This window comes from Actinoplanes flavus (genome assembly GCF_017592555.1).
Classification (GTDB): Bacteria; Actinomycetota; Actinomycetes; order Mycobacteriales; family Micromonosporaceae; genus Actinoplanes; species Actinoplanes flavus.
The window spans coordinates 190,527-215,471 of record NZ_JAGFNS010000017.1; the positions used below are offsets into that span (position 1 = coordinate 190,527).

The following is a 24,945-nucleotide window of genomic DNA, read 5'->3' on the forward strand; positions in this document are numbered from 1 at the left end:
TTCCCGTGGGATCAGTGATGTTCCTGGCCGAGTAGGCGCCGCCGCTCCCGGAAGGCCCGCAGGTTGGCCGTGTTGCCGCAGGTGCTGACGTCGTGCCAGACACCGCTGTTGTTGCGCGAGGTGTCGAAGAAGGCGGCCCGGCACGCCGCGTTGTTGCAGAGCTTGAGCCGCGGCCACATCCCGGCCTGCTGGGCCAGCAGGGCCTCCGCCCACAGCGCCGACGCCAGCCAGCGGACGCCCCGGCCGGTCGGCACCACCCGCACCCAGCCGGTCCCGTCCGGCACCAGGCTGACCTGGACGTCGGCGGGTGGCAGCGCGCTGTCCGGCTCCGGGCTCGCCCCGGCCAGCACCACATGCTCGAAGGCGGTCCGCAGGCGGCGCAACGACCGCAGGTCGGCCGAGGAGAGCAGCAGCGTCGGCGCCGACAGGCCGGAGGCGTGCGACCAGATCGTGAGGGTGTCGGTCACCCACCACTGGGCGTCCTCGGTGGCGGCCAGCAGATCCTGGGCGTAGGACATCGCGGCCCGCGTGTTCAGCAGCTCCTGGACGAGCGCGAACCCGCCGGGCGCTTCGCGGACACCGTGCCGTGCGCTGGCCTTCCATGACATAGACAAAGGGTACTCGGCTCTTTTCTCACCTCACCCGTGCCGCCACCCGGGCGGGTGGACGGCAGCCGTTGACCGGTGGACGTACGTAAATGTGTCTCTAAACTGGTCCCGTGCGCAGAGCCCTGTCGATGACGCTCGCCGCCACCGCGGCCCTGACGTTCGCGGCCGGCTGCGACACGGATTCACCGACCGCCGCCCCCTCCACGGCGCCCGTGCCGGTCACCTCGTCCGTCACGCCGTCGGTCGCGCCCAGCGCCGCCACTCCGGTGACACCCTCGCCCAGCACCGCCGTACCGCGGAAGAAGTTGAAACGAGGTGCCGAAGGCGCCGAGGTCCTGGCGTTGCAGCAGCGCCTCACCGAACTCGGCTACTGGATCGGGAAGGCTGACGGGAAGTTCGGCGGCACCACCCAGCAGGCGGTCTACGCGATACAGAAGGCCGCCGGCATCGGCCGGGACGGCAGCGTCGGCCCGAAGACCTGGCGGGCATTGGATCGAGGGGTCCGCCCGAAGGCCCGCTCCACCAGCGGGGACCTCGTCGAGATCGATCTCAAACGGCAGCTGTTGCTGCTGGTCGACGACGGTCAGGTCACGCAGACCTTCAACACGTCGACCGGCTCGATGGAGTACTACGAGCAGAAGGGCCAGACCTACCTGGCCGACACTCCGCGCGGAAGGTTCACGGTGGGCCGCCAGATCGACGGCTGGCGCCACGCCCCGCTCGGGCTGCTCTGGCGGCCGAAGTACTTCAACGGCGGCATCGCCGTCCACGGCGCCCCGAGCGTGCCGCCCTACCCGGCCTCGCACGGCTGCGCGCGCGTCTCGATCGACGCGATGAACTGGATGTGGAAGAACGACGCGATCCCGCTGAAGACCAGGGTCTGGGTCTACTGAACCGTCTCGTAACGGCGCAGCCGGCGCCGCGGGCCGGGAATCACCGGCGCGTAACCGGGCGGCCAGGCGGCCCCGTACATCTCCGCGCAGAGCACCACGCTCAGCCACGGCACCCACGGCCCGCTGATCTCGACCGTGCCGCGCCCGCGCGTCTCCAGCGCGAGCGACCAGTCGTCCGGCCGCGGCCGCAGCCGGGTCACCGACCGTAGTTGGTACTCCTCGGTGCCCAGAATCAGTCGCCGGTTGGTGACGACCGTGAGCCGCCGGCCCACCCCGGTCACGTCCACGGGGAACCATCCATACTGCTTCTCCCCGGCCATCAGGGGAATCGTGGGCGTCACCGCCGCCGGCCGCCCGCCCCGCTCGACGAAGCCGGTCAGCATCGTCATCGACCGGTAGCCCGCGAGAAGCTGTCCAGGGTCGTACTCCGACAAATCAATCTCCGATCCGGACGGCCACCCGGCGTGGCCCCCGACAAACCCTGGCATGCCGGGCCACTCACGCACAGCGAATACACCCCCACGGTGGGTCCGAAATTTCCGACGTTCCCGGTTAACCCGACCGGGTCACAACCAGATAAAGAACGACAAAACATCCGGTACGCTGCCGCCCCGCCCCGGCCTGACCAGCGGTAACGGCGGGCCACGAGCGGCTCGGGGGAAACCGCCGCGACTCTCAGTTCGGCGCCTGAGCGGCCGCAGCCGCCTCCCGCTCGGCCTTCTCGCTACGACGGACCATCAGGGTCGTCTCCACCACGAACGTGATGATCGTCAGCGCGATCGCGACGATCAGGGCGATCCACCCGGCCGTCATGATCATCATGCCGGTCGAGCTGTCGAGAGCGGCGATCCGCACGGACAGATCCTCCGATCCGCCCGAGGGCTGCGACGTCGGCGCCGACAGCTCGACCACTCCCAGCAGGATGACGGCGAAGGCTCCCGGCGGGGTGAGCCCGGCAAACCACAGCCGCGCCCGGCGGCTCGCCCACCACAGGCGCACCCAGGCCACGACGAGCAGCGCCGGAAGAACCCAGAACCCCCATGGCAAGTCGAGGAACGTCAAGACGGCTACCACCTCTCCGTACGACCCGACCCGGCCACCGGCCCGTTGCCCGACGCGGTCAGGCCGACTCTCGTACGACCACCTTCGTGGGCAGGATGAACGGTTCCGGCTGCGCGCCGTCGAGCAGTTCGATCAGCATGCGGGCGGCCTCCCGGCCCAGCGCCTGCACCGGCTGATGAATCGTGGTCAAAGTCGGGTCGGTGTGCAACGCGATCGGCAGATCGTCGAAACCGACCACGGCGACGTCGTCGGGCACCGTACGACCGGCGTCACGCAACACCCGCAGCGCCCCCGCCGCCATGTTGTCGTTCGCCGCGAGCACGGCGTCGAGATCCGGGTGCTCGCTCAGCAGCGTCCGCATCGCCGCGACGCCGCTGGCCTCCATGAAGTCCCCCGGCTCGGTGGCGTACGGCCGGAGTCCCGCCAGCATCAGCGCCTCGGTGTAGCCGCGCCGGCGCTCCCGGCCGACCGCGGTGTCGTCCGGCCCAGCGATCATGGCGATGCGACGGCGCCCGGCGCGCAACAGGTACTCGGTGGCCGCCCGCGCCCCGCCCGCGTTGTCGACCTCGACGTAGAACGGTGGCGTTCCGTGCATCGGCAGCCCGACGAAGACGGTGGGCACCCCGGATCGGGCCGCGATGTCGATCAGCGGATCGTCACCGCGCAGCGCCACCAGCATCACCCCGTCGGCTCCCCGGGTCTGCAGGAAGTTCTCCAGCCGCCGCTGGCCGTGACCGGTGGTGGCCAGGCTGAGCACCAGGTGCAGGTCCGTCTTCTCCAGCGCGGTGGACGCACCCATCATGATCTGCCCGAAGAACGGATCCGCGAACACTCCCGGCCCGTCGCCGGAGACCGCGAGCACCACCAGACCGGTCTGGCGGGTCGCCAGGGCGCGCGCGGCCCGATTCGGCGTGAACCCGAGGTCTCGAATCGCCTTTTCCACCGCGTCGCGCTTCGCGCGGCTCACGTTCGGCCCGTTGTTGATCACCCGGGACGCCACCGTACGCGACACCCGCGCCCGCTCGGCGACTTCGTCGAGGGTCGGTGGACGCGACGGGACCGGCGACGACATGGACGGCCCCCTCCGCTCGAACCACCATCAGGCTAGCGGGCCGCCCCGCGACGATCAGTACTTGGTGTACCTGGCCCAGTCGTATGTGGCGGTCAGTTTGGTGCCGGGGTAGGTGAAGGGCCCCAGCCAGCTGTCGACCCCGACGCCGGGCCAGAGGTTCATCATGATGCGTTGCGGGTGCGTGGGAAGCGGTCCCCGGGAGCCGTTCTCCTGGTGGACGAGCCGTCCGTCGACGAACCAGTTGATGGTGCCGCCGTTCCACCACTCGAAGGCGTAGTCGTGGTAGCCGCTCGCGGCGTCGAAGCCCAGGTTGATGACGGTCTCGTGCCCGCCGACGCCGTTGGTGAAGTAGTTGACCTGCATCTGGGTCGTGTTCTTGCCGAGGATCTCTATGTCGATCTCGTCCCAGGGCTGGCCGTCACTGGGCCCGGTGTAGGTGAAGAACGAGGTCACGGTGCCGGGGTTCTTGACGGCCTTCATGCGCGTCTCGAACCGGCCGTACGTGTACAGGTCGGTGGTGCGATATTCGCCGGCCGCATACGGCTTGCCGGAGCAGCCGCCCGGACAGGACTGGGTGTCCAGGTTGAGACCCATCACGCCGCCGCTGAACCAGACGTGGTCGGCGCGCCAGCCGGCGTTGAAGACGCCGCCGTTGCTGTAGCCGTCGGCCTTGTACCAGCGGCCGGTGTCGAATCCGTTGAAGTTGTCGACGAAGCTGGGGCCGATGGCGGCCTCGGCCGGCGCGGCACCGCCCGCCGTGAGGGCGCCGACCACGCCGAGAATCGCGGCGGCCAACATTTTCGGGGCGCTCGCTCGAGTGATGGTCATCGACGTCTCCAGTTCTACGGGTTCCGCCTGGTGGAGGAAAAATTGGAAGCGCTTCCAAGATCGGATGATCCAGCGCCGTCTATGAAATTTTTGTAACCTCGCGGCAATCTCCTGTCAAGCGTCGGCTGTCTGGCTGCGGCGATACGGGTTGCGACCTCCGCCACGGCTTCACGCAGGAAACCCGCTCTTTACATCGACGAGCGCGAGTCACTATCTTCTGACCGGAAGCGCTTCCAGTCCGCGCTTCACCACCCCTGGGAGGCACCATGCGAAGGCGAGCACTGCTCGGCACGGCGGCGGCCGCGGCGGCACTGGCGATGTCCGACGCCGCCGGCGCGCAAGCCGCACCGGGCCGGCCCCCGACCCGTTACCTGGGCATGTTCCGGCAAGAGGACCCCACGGCGATCGCGACGAGCGTCAAGAACCTCTACGGCGCCGTCCCCGCCAGCGTGATGTGGTTCGACAGCTGGGCGAGCGGACGAGCCTTCCCCGTGAACGAGGCCAGGACGCTCTGGCGGCGCGGCATCATGCCGCACTACACCTGGGAACCGTGGAATACCGCGCTCGGCCCGACCGACCCCGGGCAGATCCACCTGGCCGACATCATCGGCGGCGCCTGGGACGGCTACATCAGGGCACGCGCCGAAGAGTTCGCCGCCGTGCGGCAGCCGATCCTGGTGCGCTGGGCGCACGAGTTCAACGGCAACTGGTACCCGTGGGGCATAGCGAACAACAACGCCGACCCCTCGCTGTACGTGCGGGCGTACCAGCATGTCCACGACCTGGTCACGGGCGCCGGGGCACGGAACGTGCAGTGGGTGTGGGCGTACAACAACGGATCCTCGCCGGACGCCCCCTACAACGACCCGGCCCGCGCATACCCCGGCGACAGGTACGTGGACTGGGTCGGCATCGACGGATACAACTGGGGCTTCGGCCCGTCGTGGGACCCGGCCGGCGACCACTGGACGAGCTTCGACGCGACCTTCGCCACCGCGTACGCCAAGGCCCGCACCGTCGCACCGAACCGGCCGGTGATGATCGGCGAGTTCGCCTCCACCGAGGACGGCGGTGACAAGGCCGCATGGCTCCAGGACATGGACGCGAAGCTACGCTCCGGCGCGTACCCCGACCTCAAACTGCTCACCTACTTCGACGTCACCAAAGAAGAGGCCTGGTCACCGAGCTCATCGCCGGCCGCGCTCGCCACCTTCACGTCCTGGACACAGCAGAGGTACATGAGGGGACGCGGCCACGAGCTGGCACGCGTAGCCGGGGACTACGCCTGCTCCCGCCTTCCCCTCACCTAGCCGGGCGCGTCCCCTGACCCCTGACGTGCCGCCGGCTGCCGGCGTTGCTGTACTTCACCCAGCTCGGCCAAAGGAATCGCTCGGGAAGCCCGGCACCCCACCTCTCCAGTGGGGACTACCGGCACATCGCGCCAGCGTGCCGGGTCACCCGGCCGTCACCGCGATCCACGCACAGCTCGCTGGTCTCGCGATCGATCCAGTACGCCTGCCCGGCGTCCACAAAAGTCGGCTCTTGCAGGTGAAACCACCGGTCAACCGTGTCGACCAACAGAAGCCGATCCGCGATCACAGGCTCGCCCACGACGCCTCCCGACAGCTGGGCTGCTGTACTTTGCTGCTGTACGCCCCCGGAAACGGCACTGGCCAGCACCGGGAACCCCGGGCTGACCAGCCGTAACAGTGGGCCGCCAGGGACTCGAACCCTGAACCTATGGATTACCCGCGATACGGGTGGATCAAGAGTCGTACGAGGTCAGACGGCTTGATCAGGTCCGGTTCAACCCGGTCCGACTGCTGGCGCTGCTGTACTTCACTGCTGTACAGCAGCGCGGCCTCCGACCTGCTCTACTCGCACCGGCCGCCGGCATCCACCAGCCGCGCCCACACCCTGGCCAGCCCCGCACCCAGCCGGACCACCGTATTCGGTGGCAAGCCGCGAAGCGGCGCGGCAGCAACTTGAGCGCGACCCACCGCAACCTTAAGTTCACTTTCGGCCGAGTTGGGCCAACCAAGCTTGTAGCACGTCCCTCATCTCCGCGGCCTCGTTCTCGAAGCCCGGCTCCGGTGCCGTCTCCCGGGCCGCCACGGCTGCCCAATCGTCAAGCGCTTCCGCGACGATCCGACAGCTCCGACCCGGCACGTCGATCGTGACCATGCGTTCGTGTGGCAACGGCAGTCCATCAGCGCCGTAGGCATGGCGCCAGATGTCCTGCATGACCGCCTGTGCGGGCTCAACAACCCCTCGCGGGTCGCCTTCGACAACCTCTGTACTCGTCTCGTTGTCGAGGGTTCCGAGCACGTACAGCCACTGCCCGACCGACAACGTAACGGCGTAGGTCGATCCGGGATCCAGATCGATGCTCTCGATAGAGGTCACACTTCCCCCAAGTGGCCTGGTAGGTCGACAGGGCTTTATAACAGCCGAGCCACCCAGCGCGAAGCCGAACCAGCAACCCGGCCGCCCGTTCCACCGAGAACCGGCACCGCCGTACCTGTTTGGCCTTGTCCCGGTTGACGACGGGCGGGACAACATCGGCATCCTCCGGAACACCAGCATTCCGCCGAAGACACCCCTCGCCTCAAGCACCGCCGCGAAGGACTGGCCGGTGCGCCGGCCGATGCCGGGCGGAGCCCGCCAGCAGGCCGAGCGCGTCCGGCCCGCGCCGCGCTTGCACGGCGCCTTGATCCAGAAAAGAACAACTCGGCAGTGCAACGAGGCAGGGCAAACGAGGCAGGGGATTTCTGGATGCCCGCCTAAGCCTGAACCGTGCGTCATCGATGCCCGTCAGTTCCCAGGCACTTCTCAGGAACCCCCACCGATGCGACTTGCCGCCCCCGCCGAGGGAGTATCAAGGGTGTTCACGCAGGCCAAGCTGCCGTAGCCCGTATGGCTGCACCCCGAGCGCCAAGGAAATTCTGAGTACTTCCTTACAGACATACACAGGTTCGGCCGATACTGTACCTGGAACTTTCATGGAAACTTGGAGGCATGGTGCTGTCTCTTCCCGACCCGCCACGCTTCGGCATGAAGAGCGTGCCGTTAGCCCAAGCCCTGGTGCAGGTAAATTTTCCAGTTCTGCCTCGCCTTGAGACTCTTGCCGGGGTGGCGCCCCTTCAGGATGCCTTGGCTGATCTATTCCCGTACATGAACCGCAACAGGATTCAGCAGGTATCCCTTCTAATCGGACCAGCCGGACCCGCAGCGCCTGAGACTGCCGAGTCATGGGTGAACGAGTTCTCCGACGATGACGGTTGGACACTGTCCGTAACCGCAACCTCGGCAGTCCTCGCTGTTGGCTCGGACTACGCAGGTGTGCAGGACTTTGCCCGGCGCTTCTCTGCCGCCTGTGAGGCGCTTCGAGATGCCGCGCGCGTCCGCCGCTGCGACAGAATCGGAGTCCGCTACCTCGACGTAATCCGTACCTCAGGATCGGACGAGTGGGCGAGTTGGCTCCGACCGGAGGTGGTCGGTTTAGCTCATCCAAGCATCGCTCCACGGGATCAACTCACCGCTTCACTTACCGAGACACGGCTACAACGGCCAGCCTCTGGCGTCTTCGCCTGGGCTTCCAATGTGCCGGTGCAGGGCATCGTCCGCCACGGCCTTGTCCCGGGCGGCGCCGTGCTCGCTGGCGTACCGCCACGCCCGATTGAAGAACCTTCCTTCGTCCTGGACATGGACATGTTCATGGCATCAGCGCAGACCTTCGATCCCAAAGCATTGACCGAGCAATACCTAGATCTACACACTGAGATCGAACGGATCTTTCACTGGGTGCTAACAGAAGACGGGAAAGAACATTTCGGATACGAGATAAGAGACGGGGAGTAAGGATGACCGCCGCCGCCTTTCCTCGGAACACTGGCCAGACCAATAATCGCCGCCTAATGGAGGCGGTGAAGCCCTGGAACACAGATACGGGAAATTCTGACGACTCCAGCTCACCTTGGGTTTTCTTGCCAGTGAGTTACGCCGCTTCGGGCGGCATCTTTGAGGATGCGATGCAATGGGTTTTCCTTCCATCCGCAGCACCTCGAACTAAGTCGAGCTTGCCCCGACTAGTCCGGCAGATTCGAGAATGGACCGGTTGGTCCCAGAGAGACCTTGCGTCCATTCTCGGGACATCTCACACCACGGTGCGAAAACTGGAGAGCGAGGGTCGCGTTACTGCAAGATCACGAGATGCCGCCACACGTGTAGCGCCAACACATGACCTCATCCGCCGGCTAATCGTCGTTGCCCATCACGACTCCGGGCGCCTCGCGACGGCCTTGAACGCACAAAGTCACCTAAAAGGTAAACGTGTAGTTGATCTAATCACCTCTGGTGACTACCCATCGGCGTACGTTGCTGCCGCACGCGCCCTTCGAGGCACCAGAACCGGTATGCTGGCTCCCGCTGGCAACAGGGCCATCCGAAATGCCACCATGGAGCTTCCCTGAGCACTCCAACTGCTGAACCCGCCGAGGAGCCGGATTGCGATCCCCGGTCGCTTCGCGCCGCTGGCTGGAAGCAGGGGTGTCGGTTCCGGCTCCCAATGCCGCTACGGCACATGGTACTGCAGGATGGCCGCCCCCACGAGCAGACCGAGGTGTATGACGAGTGGGTCATCGCCTCACAAGACTGTGATCTTGCCTGGAAGGCATTGATCGGCTCATCAGACTTCCTGCTGGAGTTAAGACCGGCAATTGTTGACGCCGAAGTCAAGGATTGGGGCATTCGCAACTCGAAGTATCTCCTCGATACCAAGGGAAACTGTATCGACAACAATCTTCCCAGGCTTCAGGTAACACCGAGCGTTGTTGCAGCAGGCCAGCATCTAAGCTGCCTGGACGACGAGTCCGTACTTAGGCTTAAGACTTGGCTCGGTCTCCGCTACGACCGGCCAGCGGTTCCGCAACGATACGTTAAGCTGGCAAGATCAATATCAGAAAAGGTCAAGGCGAAAAGAGGCCGCACTTTTGCGGATCTGGTTCGCGATGTTCTCATCCATTTTACGGATGAGAAAGATTCAACTAACCCCTTCGAACTTGTGGCTGTTCTGAACACCAAGGAAGCTTCCCCTGAAACACTAGAGAATATAACGGAATGGCTTGCCGAGATCGCTTTGGGAGCTCCGGCCGAACTGGGGATCGCGACCTATTTCCAAGCCGTTCCTGATTCAGGAATTTCCTTGGCCTACATCGAGAACGCCTTCTCTCTTGATGTAAGCAATGTAAGTTGGCCCTTCAAGACTCCTGGACCGAGCGGCGCAGTTTGAACCGCCGCTAGACACGGGCGGCGTGCGCAACAGCCATCCAATCCCGAAGTCGACTTTCGGGCACCTGAACGGCTTCCGCAACAAAATTGGCAATGTCTATTGATGACGGGACCGCAGCTATTCGGATGGCCATAACGGCCGCGTCATAGGCATACTCGCCACTCATCCCTCGCGGGTCTATATACATCCATCCATGCATGCCGCTAGAAATGACGTTTCCGCTAGATGCGTCGCCATGACAAAGGCCCGGAACATGATCTTGGGCTAGTTCAGCTAGCACCCGAAGCGCATCTCGGCGCTCACTAATCGACGCAACGCCGGTACCGGGGCGTAGGTCAGTGAGATGGTCGTCTTTGAGGCGCCCGCGCGGAGCGCTCTGTGACCGGATCCCGCAGACCCAACCCGGCATCGGCTACGTCGTCCTGGAGGGCGACCCGACACCGATGCGGGTCCGGCTCACCTACTGCGACGACGACACCGTCCGCGACATGGCCGACGAATACGGAGTCGTCGCGTGAAAGATCGGATCGAAAGCCTGGCTCTGGTCGTCATCCTCACCGTCGTGGCGGTGGCGGCCGGGTGGGCCTCCTTCACCCACGTACACGACTGGACCATGCGCCACGCCCCGACCGGCACCCCGGACGCCTTCGGCTGGGTCAACGCCGTCATCTCCGAACTCGTCCCTGTCGCCGCCCTGCTCATCATCAAGCGGCGCCGCCGCGATGGTGCGCCGATCGGCTACCCGCTGTTTCTACTCATCGCCGCCGGCACGCTGTCACTGTGCGCCCAGCTCGCCGTCGCCCAACCCAGCCCAGCCGGATGGCTGCTGTCCGCCGTGCCGGCTCTGGCATTCATGGCCCTGGTCAAACTCATCTTCGCCGGACCACCGACAACGGCCACCGCACCTGCGACGGCAGAGCAAGAACCTGCTCCGATCGTCGAGGCGATCCCGGTTCGGCCTATCGCCCGGCCCAACGGGGTGCCAGTCATCGGGCAGGTGACTCGGTGGTCCCCCGCACCGTCCTACTGAGTCGGTCGTTCACTGTCGCTCGGTTCCCGCACGAACTGCTGGCAACGCTCATCACAAGCGCCCAACTCGGCGAAATTTCGTCGGGCTTCCGTGAGGCTCAACGCCCCGTTGGGCCCGCCATACACCTCATCGGCATCGTGGTCGTCCTGGCCGTCGTCCTCCCAGAAACAGACCGCGCAAATCTCGAAGTGCCCACGAGTGCTGAGGGTCACGTAACCGCAGCACGGACACGTATATGGGCCACCGCTGGCTGGCCGGCTGACGATCACGAATTTCCCCCAAACCCGTACGGATCGCGCCACGCTACACCAGCCGGGGAGATGACCCGTTGACCATTCCAGTCCTCTTCAACACTGAAACAGACAGCCAACAACCCCGGCCTGGTTCCCGGGCTGCACGTCTCGCACAGCCACGCGCCGTTGACGCGCTCAAAGACCTCGCCATCGACCACGGGGTCTGCATCCGCTTGATCGCGCTGCGACGGACCGACCTGGCCACCGGGAAGACGGAACTTGTCGACCTACCTTGCGGCGCCACCCTGGAAGCCAAGTGCCCGCCCTGCGCCAAACGGGCACGACGGCTGCGGCAGGTCCAGATCCGGGAAGGCTGGCACCGGGCCGACGAACCCCTACCCGCCCCGGCGCCGGCCACGCCCCGGCAACGCGACCTGATCACCGCACGGGCGCACCTGGAGTTCGAGCGGGCCGCCCTCCAGCTCGCCGCGATGGACCCGGACCAGCGGGCCGCGGAACTTCAACCGCTACTGGGACCGCCGCTGCGACCTGGCCGGTGTCCGCCGCATCACGATCCGAGACGCCCGGCGCACCTGCGCTTCACTGCTGGCGGACCTCGACGTGCACCCTCGGGTAGCGATGCAGATCCTCCGACACGCGCAGTTCTCGATCACGATGGAGATCTACACGGTTGTGTCCTCGGCGACGACCCGCGCGGCTCTCAAGAAGTTGGGCGAGTCCCTTGATCACTGACGTGCCGCCTGCTGCCGGGATGCCGTGTCACTCGGCCGGCGCCCCGGTCCACGCAGAGTTCGCCGTTCTCATGATCGACCCAGTAGGTCTGCCCGGCGGCGATGAAGGTCGGCTCGCGCAGTTGCAGGCAGCAGTCGACCCGGCTGGCCAGCAGAAGCCGATCAGCGGTCACGGACTCGGTCACCGCACCTCCCGAACGTGCGCTGCTGTACTTTGCTGCTGTACGCCCCCGGAAACGGCACTGGCCAGCACCGGGAACCCCGGGCTGACCAGCCGTAACAGTGGGCCGCCAGGGACTCGAACCCTGAACCTATGGATTAAAAGTCCACAGCTCTGCCATTGAGCTAGCAGCCCGTAGCAGACAGAGTACCGGGGCATGACCTTGGAGCCCACCGGGATACCCCCGCAGGCGCGTTTATGCGGATCAGGGCCCAAGTGTTGGGCACCTTGGACGGGCACGTAGGCCATGACCGAGCCGTTGTGCGGCACACGGGGGCTGCGGTAGAAGCGGCCACCGAGCGACGTCGGAGCAACCGCACCACAGGGAACCTTCCTCGACGGCCGGCCCCGCCCCATCAGTCGTGGCCGCAGGTGAACATCATTGGACCGCTCGAACGGTGCAGCGCTACCTTCTCCCGGCCGAGGTCCGGGACGACATCTCGGTACCTGCAAGATTGAGGTCGGAACGGCCGCACGGGGTTGGGCCGGCTTGGGGCAGATTCTCGTCGTGGTGCGGGCGCGCCGACCCCTGAGCGGTTCCACCAGCAGATCAGCCGGCGCCGTCCAAACTGCCGAGATTCACCTACCGACGCGGTGATGCTGGAACCTGCGGACACGCGATCCGACGGTGATCACGTGGTGCGGAAAGAACCGTTGAAACGATGTCCGGGGCCACGGCGACAGCCAACCTCCAGACATCGAACGAAGATGCCCCACGGATCGCCGTCGCCTCCGCCCACGTTCTCGTCGGCTGCCAACTCCGCCGGGAGGCCGATGATCTACTCGACCAGGCCCAGAGGACGGCGCCGTCGCTGGAGCCGGCACTGGAAGCGATCGCCGTCCCCGGCTCACCGGCCGCCGCTCGCGTCATCGCCGAACACCGCCCGGTCTGCGCCCGACAGCTGGACGAAGACGGGACACCCGACCCGACGGCGGTCAACACGGCCGAGCAGACCTGGACAGCGACAGGCCTACCACGATGAACGCCGTCACCCCAGCGCGTCATCGCGAGACCACCGAACGGACCCGGTTGCTGCCGGCGGTCGTAGCCGCCACCGACCCCACCGACGGTGACCTGCCCACGCGTCACCGGCTCACCGCCATTGCGACACGACACCACCGCGACTGGCCGGTCGTCGGTTTGCCAACGCGCGTCGACGGTTGCCCAGGAGCGGCAGGGTCATGACCAACGACACCAATGTCTTCCCCAGACGGACTGGATTCGACGCCGGAGTGCCGCACTGCGCCCGTGCCTACGACTACTGGTTGGGTGGCAAGGACAACTTCGCCGTCGACCGTGCCGTCGGCGACGCGATGATCCGGGCCGTTCCCGGCATGCGTCACATGGCCCGCGAGAACCGCCGCTTCGTTCACCGGGTGACCCGCGACCTGACGGTCAAGGAGGGTATCCGCCAATTCCTCGACGAACACGGTCACCGGTCGCCTCACGCTGAAAGTCGCAACTCGGCACGTTTTGGGGATTCGTAAAGTCGAATCGATTCGCCGCCATTACCCCGGGTTTGGTATGTCGTACCGGATGTAATCGAAAAGCCTGAACTGGCTCCGCGGTACGTAAAAGTCGCCGAAGAGGTTGTATTCAAGCCGGTATAGAGACGACCGCCATATTTGCTGTTCGCAATGCACCGATCCACCCTCCCTGCAGCGTCTATATATCGGACACGTGTGTCCATGCCGTGTCGAGTCGTGGAGGGGAGAAGCGCAATGCCAGGGACTCCGACCAGCCGATCGGCGCAGCACCGACGAGAGGAGCCGGAACGCTGGCCGCAGTGGATCCGTCCGGGTACGGCTCGGCTCGGCGTGGTGGCGTCGCGGCCAGTGTTCTCGGCGCTTCGGCGCGGGTCGCACCGGCCGGTGGCGTGGTTCCGGCGTTGGCCACGATGGTGCCGTCGGATGCTGGCCGCGGTGATCGTGGTCCAGTTGGCCCTGGGAGTGGCCGCTTGCGGCTACGTCGTGAGTGTGGACGTGCCGCCGGATCCCGTGCCCCCGCAGGCCTCGGTGCTGTACTACCGTGACGGACACACGGTTCTGGCGAGAATCGGCCTGACCGACCGCACCGACGTCACCTTGGACAAGGTTCCCGTGGGCGTCCGGCAGGCGTTCATCGCCGCTGAGGACCGGGGATTCTACGAGCATTACGGCGTCTCGGTGCGGGGTCTGTCCCGGGCGCTGTGGTCGAACGTGGTGAGCGACAGCGGGCAGGGTGCCTCCACGATCACCCAGCAATATGTGCGTAACGCGTACCTGACGCAGGAGCGGACGGTCAGCCGGAAAGCCAAGGAGGCGGCGCTCGCGCTGAAAGTCGAGCACCGGTTCACCAAGGACGAGATCCTTGAGCGTTATCTCAACACCATCTATTTCGGCCGGGGCGCCTATGGCATCGAAGCCGCGGCACATGCCTTCTTCGGTACGTCTGTCGCCCAGCTGACCGCGTTCCAGGGGGCCGTGCTTGCCGCGATGGTCAAGGATCCGACGCGGGGTGATCCAGCCGTAGACCCCACGTGGACCTTGGACCGGTGGAAGTGGATTCTGCGTGCGATGAGTGAGGCCGGCTGGTTGCCGGACGGGGCGGCCGATCAGACGCCGTATCCGGCCGTCGCGAAGGAGTCGGTCACCGCGGCAACCATCGGCGGCCCGATTGGGCTGATCACGGATCGGGTCGAGGAGGAACTGGTGGCCGCGGGCATCACCCGGCAGCAGATCCGCACGGGTGGCTTGAGTATCACGACCACGCTCGACGCCACCGCACAACAGGCTGCCACCGGGAGTATCGCCAAGGCCCTCAACGGTCAGCCGGAGGTGCTGCGGACCGCGCTGGTGGCCATCGATCCGCGCGACGGCGGGGTGCGCGCCTACTACGGTGGCGATCGCGGCCGCGGCTTCTACGACGACGCCCTGGCGGCCCGGCCGCCCGCCTCCACCTTCAAACCGCTGGTCCTGGCCGCCGCTGAGGAACGCGGCATCGCTTACCAGTCGTACTACAACGGCACCTCTCCGCGGGTGTTCTCCGATCGGGGCGGCGTGCCGCTCTATAACCAGGACAACCTGCAGTGCCCGGTGTGCCCGCTGGACACCGCGATGGTGCACTCGTTGAACACTCCGTTCTACGCCCTGGCGGAGAAGATCGGCCCGAACCGAGTCCGTGATCTCGCTCTGCGGCTGGGCGTGCCGGAGAGGTACGGCGACCAGGTCACCATGGTCGACCTCAAGGGAGAGCTGTCTCCTGGCCGGACACGTGCCGACATCGCCCTCGGTAGATATGCGGTCGCTCCGGCCGACCTGGCGAGTGTCTACGCCACGCTCGCGGGCGGCGGCACCCGCACGAACCGGCACTTCGTCGTGTCGGTCACCGCCGCTGAGAGCGGCGTCCTTCACCGGTACCAGGTGAAGCCGGTCCGGGTGCTCGACGCGGGAGTGGCGGCGGACATGGGCGCTGTACTGTCGCAGGTCGTCGACGAGGAGGGCCGGGTGCCCGGCGTCGCAGCCGCCGCGAAAACCGGTTCCCAGCAGTACGGCGACACGAACGACTCCTCCGACGCCTGGACCGCCGGGTGGGCCTCCGGCCTCGCTGCGGTCATCTGGGTGGGCCGTGACAAGCCCGGGCCGATCCGTACGAAGGACGGTAAGGCCATCAACGGCGACGGCATGCCATACGAGATCTTCCAGAAATTCCTGACCGGTGCGTTCGCCGGTCGTCCGGCGGGGGATCTTCCGCCGGCGTCGCACGTGGGGCGCCAGGACATGGGCGACCTGGAGACGCTCGAGGGCGATGTCAGCATGGCTCCCGGCCAAATCATCCGGGGGCCGCAGAAGGGCGACCAGGTCGACAGGTCACTGGCCTTCGGCACCTGGTCCGAGCGGGTGTCGCGACTGACCGACGTTCTCCAAAAGTATGCTTCGTCCGGCACCGATTTCTCCGTTTCCTTCGTCGACCGCAAGACCGGACATCGGTACGACTATCAAGGCGACCGTGAGTTCGAGACCGCCAGTGTGGTGAAGGTGGAGCTTCTGGCCGCGTTACTGCTGCAGGCGCAGGACGAGGGCCGCGGACTCACCACCGCGGAGCAGAAGAGCGTCCGCAAGATGATCGTGGCCAGTGACAATGACGCAGCGGTCAAGGTGTACGCCAAAATCGGTGGCGTTGACGGCCTACGCCAGAAACTGGAACGGCTCGGCCTCCACGACACCGACCCGGACCCGCAATTCGGGTTGACCACCACCACGGCGAAGGATCAGACCCGGATGGTGTCCGCGCTCACGGCAGCCGGCAGCCCGTTGAACGAGGACTCCAAGGCGCTGATCCTGCAGCTCATGTCGTCGGTCAATGCCGACCAGACCTGGGGCGTCAGTGCCGCCTCCTTCGAGGGTGAGCAGACGGCGCAGAAGAACGGCTGGGTGTCGCGAGCCGCCGAGGAAGGGCGGTGGATCGTCAACAGCACCGGCCGGATCAGTGGTGAGAAGACTGATGTCGCGCTGTCCGTGTTGTCGCATGGGCACAAGACCCAGCAAGAGGGCATCAAGGTCGTCGAGCACATCTCCGCGTTGACCCGCAGCTATCTGGGGTGGTGAGTACCGTGCCAAAAGGATCCGGGAGGCCGGTCAGATGTCGGCCTGACGGAACGGCGCCGTTGTGGCACCGCGGGGCAAAGCGTACAAATAGGCGCTTTTCGGACCAAGCGAAGGCCGGACCTGCGTGGGCGGGCCGGTCACCGGCCCGCCCATCAGTCGTTCAACTGCCGGCGGTCACGTACTCGCAGCCCACCGTCCGGTCGTTGGTCCACCGCAGGCAGAAGTCACCGCTACTGCCATTGGCGCCACCGTCGAGCAGGTCCGCGGTCCGGTTGTTGGTCCAGTCATCGCCGGTCAGCCAGTCGTCACCGGCGCCGCCGTACATCTTGTCGGCGCCCGGGCCGCCGTAGAACACGTCGTCGCCGCCGAGACCGTAGATGACGTCGTTGCCGCTGAGGCCTTCCAGCATGTTCGCCCCGGCGTTGCCGACGATCCGGTCGTTGCCGTCGCCGCCGACGAGGTTCTCGACGTCAGTGGCGATGTTGTCGCCCTCGCCCTTGCGTCCGTCGTCCGCGACCGCGTCGGCGTCCATGTTGACCGCGACGCTGTAGCTGAGGTACAGCACGGTGTCGGAGCCTGCCCCGCCGAAGATCCGGTCGGTGTCTGCAACGTCCGTGTACTCGAGCATCGAGATCCGGTCGTTGCCGGCGTCTCCGTAGTACACGTCGTTGCCGCCGTGTCCGTCGAGGGTGTCGTCGCCGTTCCCGCCGCGGACAAGGTCCCGGCCGTGCCCGTCGTCGATGGTGTCGGCGCCGTCACCGCCGTACAGCTTGTCGTTCTGCGACGATCCGTAGATGCGATCGTTGCCGCCGAGGCCCCAGATCTGATCTCCGCCGAGGTCGGCGTACAGGATGTCGCCGCGCGGACCGCCGGTGATCTTGTCGCTGCCGATGCCCCCGAAGGCCGTCATGGACAGGCCCGTGTTGTTGACGATCGTGTCGTTGCGGTCGTATGTGCTGACCCGCACCCGAGTCGGCGCGGTCTTCGTCGTACAACGCACCTTGGTCTTGTCGCCCTTGACCGCCTTGCATCCCGCGCCGGCCTTTACTGCGACCCGGTCGTCGACGGTGATCGTGTTGCCGGACCGGCTGAGGAGCACCCGGTTCTGGTGGCCGCCGCCGGCCTTGTATCGGACCTTGGTGCCGTCATAGACGGAGACGACCCCGGCACTGGCGGCCTGCGCGGGCGTCGCCACGACGCCGACGGCGCCCACGACGACCAACGCCAGCCCGGCGCGGGTCAGCCATACGGAACGTGACACTCGGAATCCCCTCATAAGACTAGGCGTGACGTTGCCGAGCCGGTCGGCCGCTGATCGTGCTGGTGAGGGAGCCCGCGAACTCGGCTGTCGGCGGGCGACCAGGAGTGGCGCCGGTCAGCAAAGCGGCCAGGAGGCCGGTAGTGACGATGCGCACGACGGCCCCCGAACCGAAGATCGACACAAGACATCGAGGATCGTAGTCGCAACGCTACGGTTCCGTCACGTCGTTAAGGCGAACAGGTCTCGCGCGTGAGCGAGTTCATTCCTGTGCGGGCACCGCGGGAGCACGGTCAGAGCAACCGGTGAGCAGCGCCACGTCCGGGACGCCGCATCCAATATTCAGACTTTTGGCCGCCGGGCCGAAGAGCCGGACATGAAACTGGAGGTACGACGGCTGTGGCCGATCCTTGGTGCCCTAATCGCGTGCGTCCTGAGCTTCCTGCTGGTGCGGCAGGTCGCCACCAGTGCTTTCGGCGGCCTCGAAGCCAGTCAGGTGGCGCAGGACGCCGACCGGATCCGCATCGGACTCGACGGCCAGGCCCGGCTGCTAACCGCGTTCGGCGTCACGAACAGCATCTGGGACGACGTCTACTTCGCGGTCGGCAAGGATGACGATGATGCGTTCCTGACCGCGTTCCCTCCGGCGGACCAGCACGACGCCAACGACCTGGACGGCGTCCTCGGCGTCGGTCTCGACGGCACGCTGCGCACCGGCGGGCTCACCGCCGACGCCGACGAGTTCGGCGCGCTGCCCGCCGCGCTCGCGGATCCGGCCGTGCTCCAGCGGCTGTACGATCCGGACGCCGCGGCCGGCACGCCCGTCTGTGGTGTGCTGTCGGCCGGCGGTGGATACCTGTTCTGTGGGCTCGGCACGTTCCCCAGCAGCGGCGAAGGTCGCCCGTCCGGTGGCCTGGTGCTGCTCAAGGCGCTGAACACCGATCGGCTCGGCGCGCTCGGCAAGGATCTCGGTCTCAGCATCGGCCTGGTGGACGGTGTCCGCCCGGACGCCGTCGCGCAGCCCACGCTGAGCAGCACGATCGGTGATGTCGGGGTGCACACCGCGATTCTCGGGGCGGATCGGATGGCGGTGGACGCGGCCATCGGCACGGTTGACGACGGCAGCCTGACCCTGGAGGCGGTCCAGCCGCGGCCGATCTCTCAGGCGGCCACCCGGACGGCGTGGCGACTGTTCGCCCTGATCGCGGCCGCCACCGTGCTGCTGGTCGTCCTGATGCGCTGGTCCACCCGGCGGACGCTGCGGACGCGAGTGCGCCCGCTGCGCGAGACCACCGAGCAGATCATCGCGTCGGGCGACCACACGCTGCGCATTGACGCGGACGGCACGGACGACCTCGCCGGGCTCGGCAAGGCCATCGACAGCATCCTCGACAGGATCAGTGCCAACGAGGATCTGTTGCGTACCGAGCAGGAGCAGCGGCAGCGCGAGTTGCAGCTGGCGCACGAGGAACAGTCCGCCGCCCAGCAGGCCGCCCAGCAGGCGGCCCGGGAATTGGTCACGAACACGTCGGCGGTGGTCAACGGGCAGCTGACCGACGTCTCGGAGCGGGCCGGCACGGTCAGCGCCGCCGCGGCCCGGATCGAGGGGCAGGTCGCCGACGTGCGTAGCGTCGCCGGTCGTCTGCTCACCGGCAACGCCGCGGCCACCGCGGCGATCGAAACCCTGCACACCAGCCTGCGCCGGGTCGACGAGGTGGCCCGCTTCATCGGCGGCATCGCCAAGCAGACGAACCTGCTCGCGTTGAACGCCACCATCGAGGCGGCCCGGGCCGGCGCGGCCGGCCAGGGCTTCGGGGTGGTCGCCGACGAGGTGAAGACCCTGGCTCTGACGACCGCGGAATCGACGCAGACGATCAGCTCGACCCTGGACGAACTGAACGGGCACGTCGCCGCGGTCGCCGAGATCATGTCGGCGATGAGCGCGGCGATCTCCGACATCGACCTGACCACGGCCCGCGCGCGGGACATGACGGCCGAGCAGGCCAGCACGCTGACCGCGCTGACCGGTCAGGTGTCGGCGGCCATCGGCCGGCTGGACGAGCTGGCGCTGCACTGATCAAACACGGCGACACCGGTCCCGGCAGTCCTCCGACGGACTGCCGGGCCTCAGAGTCCGGCGAGCAGATACTCCCGCACCTGTCCCCGGGCCTGGTGGATCCGCGACTTCACGGTGCCTTCCGGAATGCCCAGGTGGGTGGCGATCTCCTTGTAGTCGAGCTGGCAGATGTCCCGCAGCACCATCGGCGCCACGAGTTCGGTCCGGGTCGACTCCAGTCGTTCGAGGGCGTCGAGCAGGTCGAGCCGGGACCCGGCGATCACACTGGTAGTCCGGGCGTCGGCCACGTCGACGGGCATCTCGCCGTACCCCTGTTCGGCGGCCCGCCGTTTGAGGGTCCGGTACGTCTGCCGCGACCCGTTGGCGATGATCACGTGCAGCCAGGTGCTGAATTTCGACCGGCCCTCGAATCCGCCGATGTTCCGCGCCACCTGCATGAGCACGTCCTGGCAGGCCTCTTCGGCGTCCTGGTAGCAGGGCAGGAACCGGGAGCACCGGCGCAGCACGCCGGGCTGGATCGCGGCCAGCAGCATCTCGAGCGCGTTCCGGTCGCCGGCGGCCGCCCGCCGGGCCAGTTCTTCCTGTTGTTCGTCCCGCACGCCGTCCCCGTCCGCTGATTTAACAACGTTGATAATACGAGCGTGCAAGCACCTACCATGATCGGCCGGTACCGGATCACCGAGCGCCTCGGTTCCGGTGCGTTCGCCACCGTATGGCTCGCCGAGGACGATGTCCTGGAGTCCCAGGTGGCGATCAAGATCCTCGCGGAGAACTGGGCGCATCACCCGGATGTACGGGCCCGGTTCGAGCAGGAGGCGCAGGTGCTGCGCCGGGCCGATTCGGAGCGGCTGGTCCGGGTCCACGACTTCGGCGAGCTGCCGGACGGGCGCCCGTACCAGGTGATGACGTACGCGGCCGGCGGCACCCTCCAGGACCGTCTGGAGCAGGGTCCGATGCCGGTCCGGAAGGCCCTGCGGACCGCCAGCGACATCGCCCACGCGGTGAGCGTCCTGCACGACTCCGGGGTCCTGCACCGCGACTTGAAGCCGTCGAACGTCCTCTTCGACACGGTCCGCGGCACCGAGCGGGTGCTCGTGGCCGACCTGGGTCTGGCCAAGGAGATCGCGCACGCCTCCGGGTTCACGGTGGTGGCGGGCACTCCGGGCTACATGGCGCCGGAGCAGCATCTGCCCGGCGGTGGTCTGGATGTGCGCGCCGACGTGCACGCCATCGGCGCGATGACCTATCAGATGTTGACCGGCCGGCCCCCGCAGCCGGGTAGGGCCGCCCCGTCGAAGTTGCGTACCGGCATCTCCCGCGAGGTGGACCGGGTGGTGATGCGGGCGCTGGACGCGGACCGGGATCGCCGCTGGCCGTCGACGGCCGCGTTCGCGACGGCTCTGGACGCTTCGGCGGCGGCCGCCCCGAGCCGGGTGCTGCGGTTGCTGCGGCACAGTGTGGGCGTGATGGTGGCGCTGGCGCTGCTGGCCTATCTCGGTGGCGCCACCGTCCCGAACAGCACGCCGTTCGGTTGGGTCCGGGTCGCCGACGATTCCAACACGCTGTCGATCGCGGTGCCCGCCGAGTGGGGACGTCAGCTGCGGGATTCCGGCTGGAACACGGCGGCCGTGGGGATGCCGGCCGGGCCCGAGGAGGGTCTCCAGGTCGGCGCCGACCTGAGTTCGGACACGTCACCGGGGTTGTTCGCCGGCCGGAGCAGATGGCTGGTGCCGGGGAGCGTGGCTAAGGTCCCGCTGCATCCGGGGTGCGATCGGGCGAGCGACCGCACGATCGAGGTGGTCGGCTTCACCGGGCGGATCCAGCGCTGGATCGACTGTCCGGGTGCGATCTCGTACGACGAGGTGCTCCTCACCCGGGCCGGCGGTGAACCCGGGCTGTACTTGCAGATCCGGCAGAGTGGCGGAGACCCGGACCGTACCGATGAGGTGCTCCGCACGCTGCGCTTCCCTCACTCGTAGCAGTTCTGCTTGTCGTGCTCGAGGCCCAACTCGGTGAGCTTGTTCTTGTTGTCGAACCGGAACCGGTAGTGGACGTTCTTGTACTCGTCGTCCCACCCGGCGTACGCGTCTCCACCGGGGGTGGCCTCGAGCACCTCTACAGGGAGCTCCTCGATGTTGCGCCACTCGAAATCGGGGTAAGCCGCCTTCACCTGAGCCAAGGTGCTGCCGATGTGAATACCCTCCGGGGTCGCGATCCGGCCCCACGCCGGGATGGCGATGAGCCCGCGGTCGGTCGAGTGGGTGGTCTTGACCTCGCTGGATTTCGCCGCCCTGATCTCGGAGGCACCGCAGCCCTCCGCCACCAGGTCCGGCGACTTGAGCTCACCGGTCGCCACCGCGTCCTCGACGCTCATCCCGATCTTCAACTTGCCGACGCCGGTCGGGCCGAAGACGAGGGCGGCACTCTTCGTCGAGGAGGGCGAGGAGGAGGACGAAGGGGAGGGAGAGGAGGCCGGCTTGGCGGAGGACGCCGAGGGTGACGGGGAGGGCGACGGGGATGCAACTCCGGCCGGCTTGGCCTCGCCGGCCACCGTCTGTGGGGCGTTGGCACATCCGGTGACAAGGGTCGTCATGGCGAGAGCCAAAATCGTGCGTCGCATCGTCGTCTGCCTTTTCTGCGATATCGGTCGGTCACATGGTGCGATGCGGCTTCCAGTGGCCCGGTTCGGGATCCAACATCACGGATGGATAACGGAGTCGCGGGTGTTCAGCAACTAGCCACCCCACGGTCAGGTCGATCAGGGATCGTCATGATCCATGCAACGGACCACGGGCCTCGCCGCTCTCGTCGCCCTCACGACCCTCGCCGCGGGCGCCCCCGCGGCCGCGGCCGATCGCCCGCTCCGGGAGATCACCGCCGCCGTCGAGACGCCGGCGCTCTTCGACGACGAGGCGGGCGGCATCGCGGACGCGGACGACCCCGCGATCTGGATCAACACGGCCGACCGTTCGCGCAGCCTGGTCATCGGCACCGCCAAGAACGGTGGCCTGCGCGTCTACGACCTGAAGGGCCGCGAGGTCCAGTCGATCGCCACGCCCGAGGGCGGGCGTTTCAACAATGTGGACATCCTGACCGGCTTCACCCTCGGCAGGAAGAAGGTCGACGTCGCCGTCGTCACCGACCGCGGTCTCGACAAACTGCGCATCTACCGGATCGAGGCGAGCGGCCTGACCGACATCACGTCGGCCGACGCCCCGCTGCTGTTCTCCAAGGACCAGGCCGAGGTGGCGGAGCAGGCCACCGGCTACGGCGTCGCCGTCTACGACCGGTACGCCGTGGTGAGCCGCCGCCACAGCACCCGCCTCGGCATCTTCCGGCTCGAGGAGCGCAACGGCAAGGTCACCTACCGCACCACCGACACCATCGATCTCCCGCGCGAGTTCCGCCTGCCCGACGGCACCAGCTGGACCCCTTGCCTCGAGCCGGGTGAGAACCCGCAGGTCGAGGGCATGGTCGTGGATGCCGCGGCGGGCGTGCTCTACGCCGCCCAGGAGGACGTCGCCCTGTGGCGCATCAACCTGGCCGGCGGCACGTTCAGCAGCATCCCGCGGATGGTCGAGCGGGTCCGCGAGTTCGGCGAGCCGGCCACCTACGACCCCGAGTCGGAGGAGTGCACCGTCGACTACCGGACCGGCTTCGGCGGCCGCATCACCGCCGACGTCGAGGGCGCGACCATCTACCCGACCGGCAAGCGAGACGGCTACCTGATCGTTTCCAGTCAGGGCGACAGCCGCTTCTTCGTGTACGACCGCCGCACCAACAGGCCGGTCACGATCTTCTCGGTCGTCGACGGAAAGCGCAGCGACGGCGTCCAGCACTCCGATGGAGCCGCCGTCACGGCCGTCTCCCTACCCGGCTACCCCAAGGGTCTCCTGATCCTTCACGACGGCGAGAACACCCCCGACGACGACCGCGCCAGCACCAACTTCAAGTTCGTCGACTGGCGCGCCCTGAACCTCCCGTCCTGACCGAGAAAAACCGGGCCTTCCGCCGATGAAAGCGGAAGGCCCGGCCTGAAACCATTTTTCGGTACGGGCTACGCCGCCCACAAAGCACGAAAACCGTTCCCGGCTTCGCCGCGACCGGCCATTCCGGTCAGGCCAGTTCGCAATCTTGAACGACGGAAAGTCACGAAGGTCCGGGCCGTCAGTTCCAGTACCGAAGCACCGCCGCGTACAGGTCGTCGGCGTTGCACCGCAGTCCCGTGGCGCTGATGTGCACCCCGGACAATCCGGCCCCCTGGTTGATTCGGTGCAGCATGGCGGTCCCCCCGGACAGGTACTCCCGCTCGAACGCCTCATCGAGGTCCAGGGTCACGAACCGCTGCCGTTGCACCTTCACTTCACGCACCCGCAGCACCGACGTCCAGGGGATCATCTGTGTCGACAACCGCACGTCCCGAACCCCGTCCGGCCCGATCTCCACGACAGGTCCGCGGTGCGACAGCTGCTGCCCGGTCCGGACCACCCCGAAGCCGAAGAACAGCACTCCGACAGCGCCGAGACCCACCTGGATGAGGGCGCCGACCGCCGGCAGCCCTGGCAGGCCGTCGACGAGCATGTACCCGGCCGCCCCGAGCAGCGCCACCGCGCCCAGAACCAACCCGAGAGTCTTCGGCACCGACCGATGAACAACCATCGTGGCGTCCCCTTCCACGACCAGAAGACAAAAAGAAAGGCCCACCCCGTACGGGGTGGGCCTTTCTATCACGTTGAGTCCGGCGGCGTCCTACTCTCCCACACCCTCCCGAGTGCAGTACCATCGGCGCTGGAGGGCTTAGCTACCGGGTTCGGAATGTAACCGGGCGTTTCCCCTCCGCTATGACCACCGAAACACCTTTCAGCACAGCGAAGAACCAGCAACCCGCGCCGGCCGAAACCGGAACAACGGGGTGGTTGTTCGTTTGCTGTGAATCACACAGTGGACGCAAGTAAAATGTTTAGGGTGGTTAAGCCCTCGGCCTATTAGTACCGGTCAACTCAACACGTTACCGTGCTTACATCTCCGGCCTATC

At 66.8% G+C, this 24,945-nt stretch carries 26 protein-coding genes, 1 tRNA gene, 1 rRNA gene and 3 pseudogenes; 15 read left to right on the top strand and 16 right to left on the bottom strand.

The window, feature by feature from the left end; translation table 11 throughout:
* Positions 1 to 11: 11 nt before the first annotated feature.
* Positions 12 to 608, bottom strand: a complete 597-nt coding sequence (locus J5X75_RS25680) for a CGNR zinc finger domain-containing protein (RefSeq protein ID WP_208470054.1) — start codon at positions 606 to 608, stop codon at positions 12 to 14.
* 110 nt (positions 609 to 718) lie between these two features.
* Here J5X75_RS25680 and J5X75_RS25685 point away from each other — a divergent pair, with 110 nt between their 5' ends.
* A complete protein-coding gene (locus J5X75_RS25685; RefSeq protein ID WP_208470055.1) occupies positions 719 to 1,501 on the top strand; it encodes a L,D-transpeptidase family protein in 783 nt (260 codons plus the stop codon).
* Here the strand turns inward: J5X75_RS25685 and J5X75_RS25690 are convergent.
* From J5X75_RS25690 to bglS, 4 genes are all read right to left on the bottom strand, one after another.
* Entirely contained in the window at positions 1,495 to 1,935 is a 441-nt protein-coding gene (locus J5X75_RS25690) for a hypothetical protein (RefSeq protein WP_208470056.1), read from the bottom strand. The two genes, J5X75_RS25685 and J5X75_RS25690, sit on opposite strands and share 7 nt — an antisense overlap.
* 241 nt (positions 1,936 to 2,176) lie before the next feature.
* Positions 2,177 to 2,563, bottom strand: coding sequence for a hypothetical protein (locus tag J5X75_RS25695; protein ID WP_208470057.1), 387 nt, complete (start codon positions 2,561 to 2,563; stop codon positions 2,177 to 2,179).
* A 58-nt stretch (positions 2,564 to 2,621) separates the two neighbouring features.
* Positions 2,622 to 3,635, bottom strand: coding sequence for a LacI family DNA-binding transcriptional regulator (locus tag J5X75_RS25700; protein ID WP_208470058.1), 1,014 nt, complete (start codon positions 3,633 to 3,635; stop codon positions 2,622 to 2,624).
* Between the two features lie 54 nt (positions 3,636 to 3,689).
* Positions 3,690 to 4,463, bottom strand: a complete 774-nt coding sequence (bglS, locus tag J5X75_RS25705) for a beta-glucanase (RefSeq protein WP_208470059.1) — start codon at positions 4,461 to 4,463, stop codon at positions 3,690 to 3,692.
* 266 nt (positions 4,464 to 4,729) lie between these two features.
* Here bglS and J5X75_RS25710 point away from each other — a divergent pair, with 266 nt between their 5' ends.
* Positions 4,730 to 5,773: a glycoside hydrolase family 26 protein gene (locus J5X75_RS25710; RefSeq protein WP_208470060.1), complete on the top strand. Its 1,044-nt coding sequence runs from the start codon at positions 4,730 to 4,732 to the stop codon at positions 5,771 to 5,773.
* Between the two features lie 115 nt (positions 5,774 to 5,888).
* On the opposite strand, the gene J5X75_RS25715 is transcribed toward J5X75_RS25710, so the two are convergent.
* A complete protein-coding gene (locus J5X75_RS25715; protein ID WP_208470061.1) occupies positions 5,889 to 6,143 on the bottom strand; it encodes a hypothetical protein in 255 nt (84 codons plus the stop codon).
* A gap of 333 nt (positions 6,144 to 6,476) precedes the next feature.
* Positions 6,477 to 6,869: a hypothetical protein gene (locus J5X75_RS25720; RefSeq protein WP_208470062.1), complete on the bottom strand. Its 393-nt coding sequence runs from the start codon at positions 6,867 to 6,869 to the stop codon at positions 6,477 to 6,479.
* 612 nt (positions 6,870 to 7,481) lie between these two features.
* Between J5X75_RS25720 and J5X75_RS25725 the strand changes: the two genes are divergently transcribed.
* From J5X75_RS25725 to J5X75_RS25735, 3 genes are all read left to right on the top strand, one after another.
* Positions 7,482 to 8,324 (top strand): TIGR04255 family protein, encoded by an 843-nt coding sequence (locus tag J5X75_RS25725; protein WP_208470063.1) that lies wholly within the window; start codon positions 7,482 to 7,484, stop codon positions 8,322 to 8,324.
* A 170-nt stretch (positions 8,325 to 8,494) separates the two neighbouring features.
* Positions 8,495 to 8,935: a helix-turn-helix domain-containing protein gene (locus J5X75_RS46425; RefSeq protein ID WP_372450959.1), complete on the top strand. Its 441-nt coding sequence runs from the start codon at positions 8,495 to 8,497 to the stop codon at positions 8,933 to 8,935.
* A 149-nt stretch (positions 8,936 to 9,084) separates the two neighbouring features.
* Positions 9,085 to 9,753: a hypothetical protein gene (locus J5X75_RS25735; protein WP_208470065.1), complete on the top strand. Its 669-nt coding sequence runs from the start codon at positions 9,085 to 9,087 to the stop codon at positions 9,751 to 9,753.
* Between the two features lie 7 nt (positions 9,754 to 9,760).
* Here J5X75_RS25735 and J5X75_RS46430 read toward each other — a convergent pair whose 3' ends face one another.
* Positions 9,761 to 10,162, bottom strand: coding sequence for an aminoglycoside phosphotransferase family protein (locus tag J5X75_RS46430; protein ID WP_372450957.1), 402 nt, complete (start codon positions 10,160 to 10,162; stop codon positions 9,761 to 9,763).
* Between J5X75_RS46430 and J5X75_RS25745 the strand changes: the two genes are divergently transcribed.
* Positions 10,107 to 10,271, top strand: coding sequence for a hypothetical protein (locus tag J5X75_RS25745; protein ID WP_208470067.1), 165 nt, complete (start codon positions 10,107 to 10,109; stop codon positions 10,269 to 10,271). The genes J5X75_RS46430 and J5X75_RS25745 overlap by 56 nt on opposite strands.
* A complete protein-coding gene (locus J5X75_RS25750; RefSeq protein WP_307798259.1) occupies positions 10,268 to 10,783 on the top strand; it encodes a hypothetical protein in 516 nt (171 codons plus the stop codon). Before J5X75_RS25745 ends, J5X75_RS25750 begins: the two co-directional genes overlap by 4 nt.
* Here J5X75_RS25750 and J5X75_RS25755 read toward each other — a convergent pair.
* Complete coding sequence (locus J5X75_RS25755) at positions 10,777 to 11,085, bottom strand: CPCC family cysteine-rich protein (RefSeq protein WP_307798260.1); 309 nt, start codon at positions 11,083 to 11,085, stop codon at positions 10,777 to 10,779. The genes J5X75_RS25750 and J5X75_RS25755 overlap by 7 nt on opposite strands.
* A gap of 164 nt (positions 11,086 to 11,249) precedes the next feature.
* Between J5X75_RS25755 and J5X75_RS46435 the strand changes: the two are divergent.
* A pseudogene (locus J5X75_RS46435) lies at positions 11,250 to 11,429 on the top strand (replication initiator); the annotation flags it as partial.
* A gap of 94 nt (positions 11,430 to 11,523) precedes the next feature.
* Positions 11,524 to 11,769: pseudogene (locus tag J5X75_RS46075) on the top strand (site-specific integrase); the annotation flags it as partial.
* Here the strand turns inward: J5X75_RS46075 and J5X75_RS25760 are convergent.
* Both J5X75_RS25760 and J5X75_RS25765 read right to left on the bottom strand, forming a co-directional pair.
* Positions 11,738 to 11,953: a hypothetical protein gene (locus J5X75_RS25760; protein ID WP_208470068.1), complete on the bottom strand. Its 216-nt coding sequence runs from the start codon at positions 11,951 to 11,953 to the stop codon at positions 11,738 to 11,740. The pseudogene J5X75_RS46075 and the gene J5X75_RS25760 overlap by 32 nt on opposite strands.
* A 98-nt stretch (positions 11,954 to 12,051) precedes the next feature.
* Positions 12,052 to 12,123: transfer RNA gene (locus J5X75_RS25765), tRNA-Lys, on the bottom strand.
* Between the two features lie 527 nt (positions 12,124 to 12,650).
* Here J5X75_RS25765 and J5X75_RS25770 point away from each other — a divergent pair.
* The 3 genes and pseudogenes from J5X75_RS25770 to J5X75_RS25780 all read left to right on the top strand — a co-directional run bounded on the left by J5X75_RS25770 (position 12,651) and on the right by J5X75_RS25780 (position 16,575).
* Positions 12,651 to 12,971, top strand: a complete 321-nt coding sequence (locus J5X75_RS25770) for a hypothetical protein (protein WP_208470069.1) — start codon at positions 12,651 to 12,653, stop codon at positions 12,969 to 12,971.
* Positions 12,972 to 13,170: 199 nt separating this feature from the next.
* Positions 13,171 to 13,413: pseudogene (locus J5X75_RS25775) on the top strand (SAM-dependent methyltransferase); the annotation flags it as partial.
* A gap of 486 nt (positions 13,414 to 13,899) precedes the next feature.
* Positions 13,900 to 16,575, top strand: a complete 2,676-nt coding sequence (locus tag J5X75_RS25780) for a transglycosylase domain-containing protein (protein WP_238489211.1) — start codon at positions 13,900 to 13,902, stop codon at positions 16,573 to 16,575.
* A 160-nt stretch (positions 16,576 to 16,735) separates the two neighbouring features.
* Here the strand turns inward: J5X75_RS25780 and J5X75_RS25785 are convergent, their stop codons facing one another.
* Positions 16,736 to 17,836, bottom strand: a complete 1,101-nt coding sequence (locus tag J5X75_RS25785) for a calcium-binding protein (protein WP_208470070.1) — start codon at positions 17,834 to 17,836, stop codon at positions 16,736 to 16,738.
* Between the two features lie 373 nt (positions 17,837 to 18,209).
* On the opposite strand from J5X75_RS25785, the gene J5X75_RS25790 reads away from it, so the two are divergent.
* Entirely contained in the window at positions 18,210 to 19,910 is a 1,701-nt protein-coding gene (locus J5X75_RS25790; protein ID WP_208470071.1) for a methyl-accepting chemotaxis protein, read from the top strand.
* 50 nt (positions 19,911 to 19,960) lie between these two features.
* Here J5X75_RS25790 and J5X75_RS25795 read toward each other — a convergent pair whose 3' ends face one another.
* A complete protein-coding gene (locus J5X75_RS25795) occupies positions 19,961 to 20,509 on the bottom strand; it encodes an RNA polymerase sigma factor (RefSeq protein ID WP_208470072.1) in 549 nt (182 codons plus the stop codon).
* A gap of 42 nt (positions 20,510 to 20,551) precedes the next feature.
* Here J5X75_RS25795 and J5X75_RS25800 point away from each other — a divergent pair, with 42 nt between their 5' ends.
* On the top strand, positions 20,552 to 21,889 hold the full coding sequence (locus J5X75_RS25800) for a serine/threonine-protein kinase (protein WP_208470073.1): 1,338 nt from the start codon (positions 20,552 to 20,554) through the stop codon (positions 21,887 to 21,889).
* Here J5X75_RS25800 and J5X75_RS25805 read toward each other — a convergent pair.
* The gene (locus J5X75_RS25805) at positions 21,880 to 22,503 is read right to left on the bottom strand and encodes a hypothetical protein (RefSeq protein ID WP_208470074.1); all 624 of its coding nucleotides are present in this window, start codon (positions 22,501 to 22,503) and stop codon (positions 21,880 to 21,882) included. The two genes, J5X75_RS25800 and J5X75_RS25805, sit on opposite strands and share 10 nt — an antisense overlap.
* Before the next feature lie 184 nt (positions 22,504 to 22,687).
* Between J5X75_RS25805 and J5X75_RS25810 the strand changes: the two genes are divergently transcribed.
* Positions 22,688 to 23,899 carry a phytase gene (locus tag J5X75_RS25810; RefSeq protein WP_208470075.1) on the top strand — a complete coding sequence of 404 codons (1,212 nt, stop codon included), beginning with the start codon at positions 22,688 to 22,690 and terminating at the stop codon, positions 23,897 to 23,899.
* Between the two features lie 178 nt (positions 23,900 to 24,077).
* Here the strand turns inward: J5X75_RS25810 and J5X75_RS25815 are convergent, their stop codons facing one another.
* Together J5X75_RS25815 and rrf are read right to left on the bottom strand one after the other, a co-directional pair.
* Positions 24,078 to 24,551: an STM3941 family protein gene (locus tag J5X75_RS25815; RefSeq protein ID WP_208470076.1), complete on the bottom strand. Its 474-nt coding sequence runs from the start codon at positions 24,549 to 24,551 to the stop codon at positions 24,078 to 24,080.
* A gap of 95 nt (positions 24,552 to 24,646) precedes the next feature.
* A 5S ribosomal RNA gene (gene rrf / locus J5X75_RS25820) occupies positions 24,647 to 24,763 on the bottom strand.
* Positions 24,764 to 24,945 lie beyond the last annotated feature (182 nt).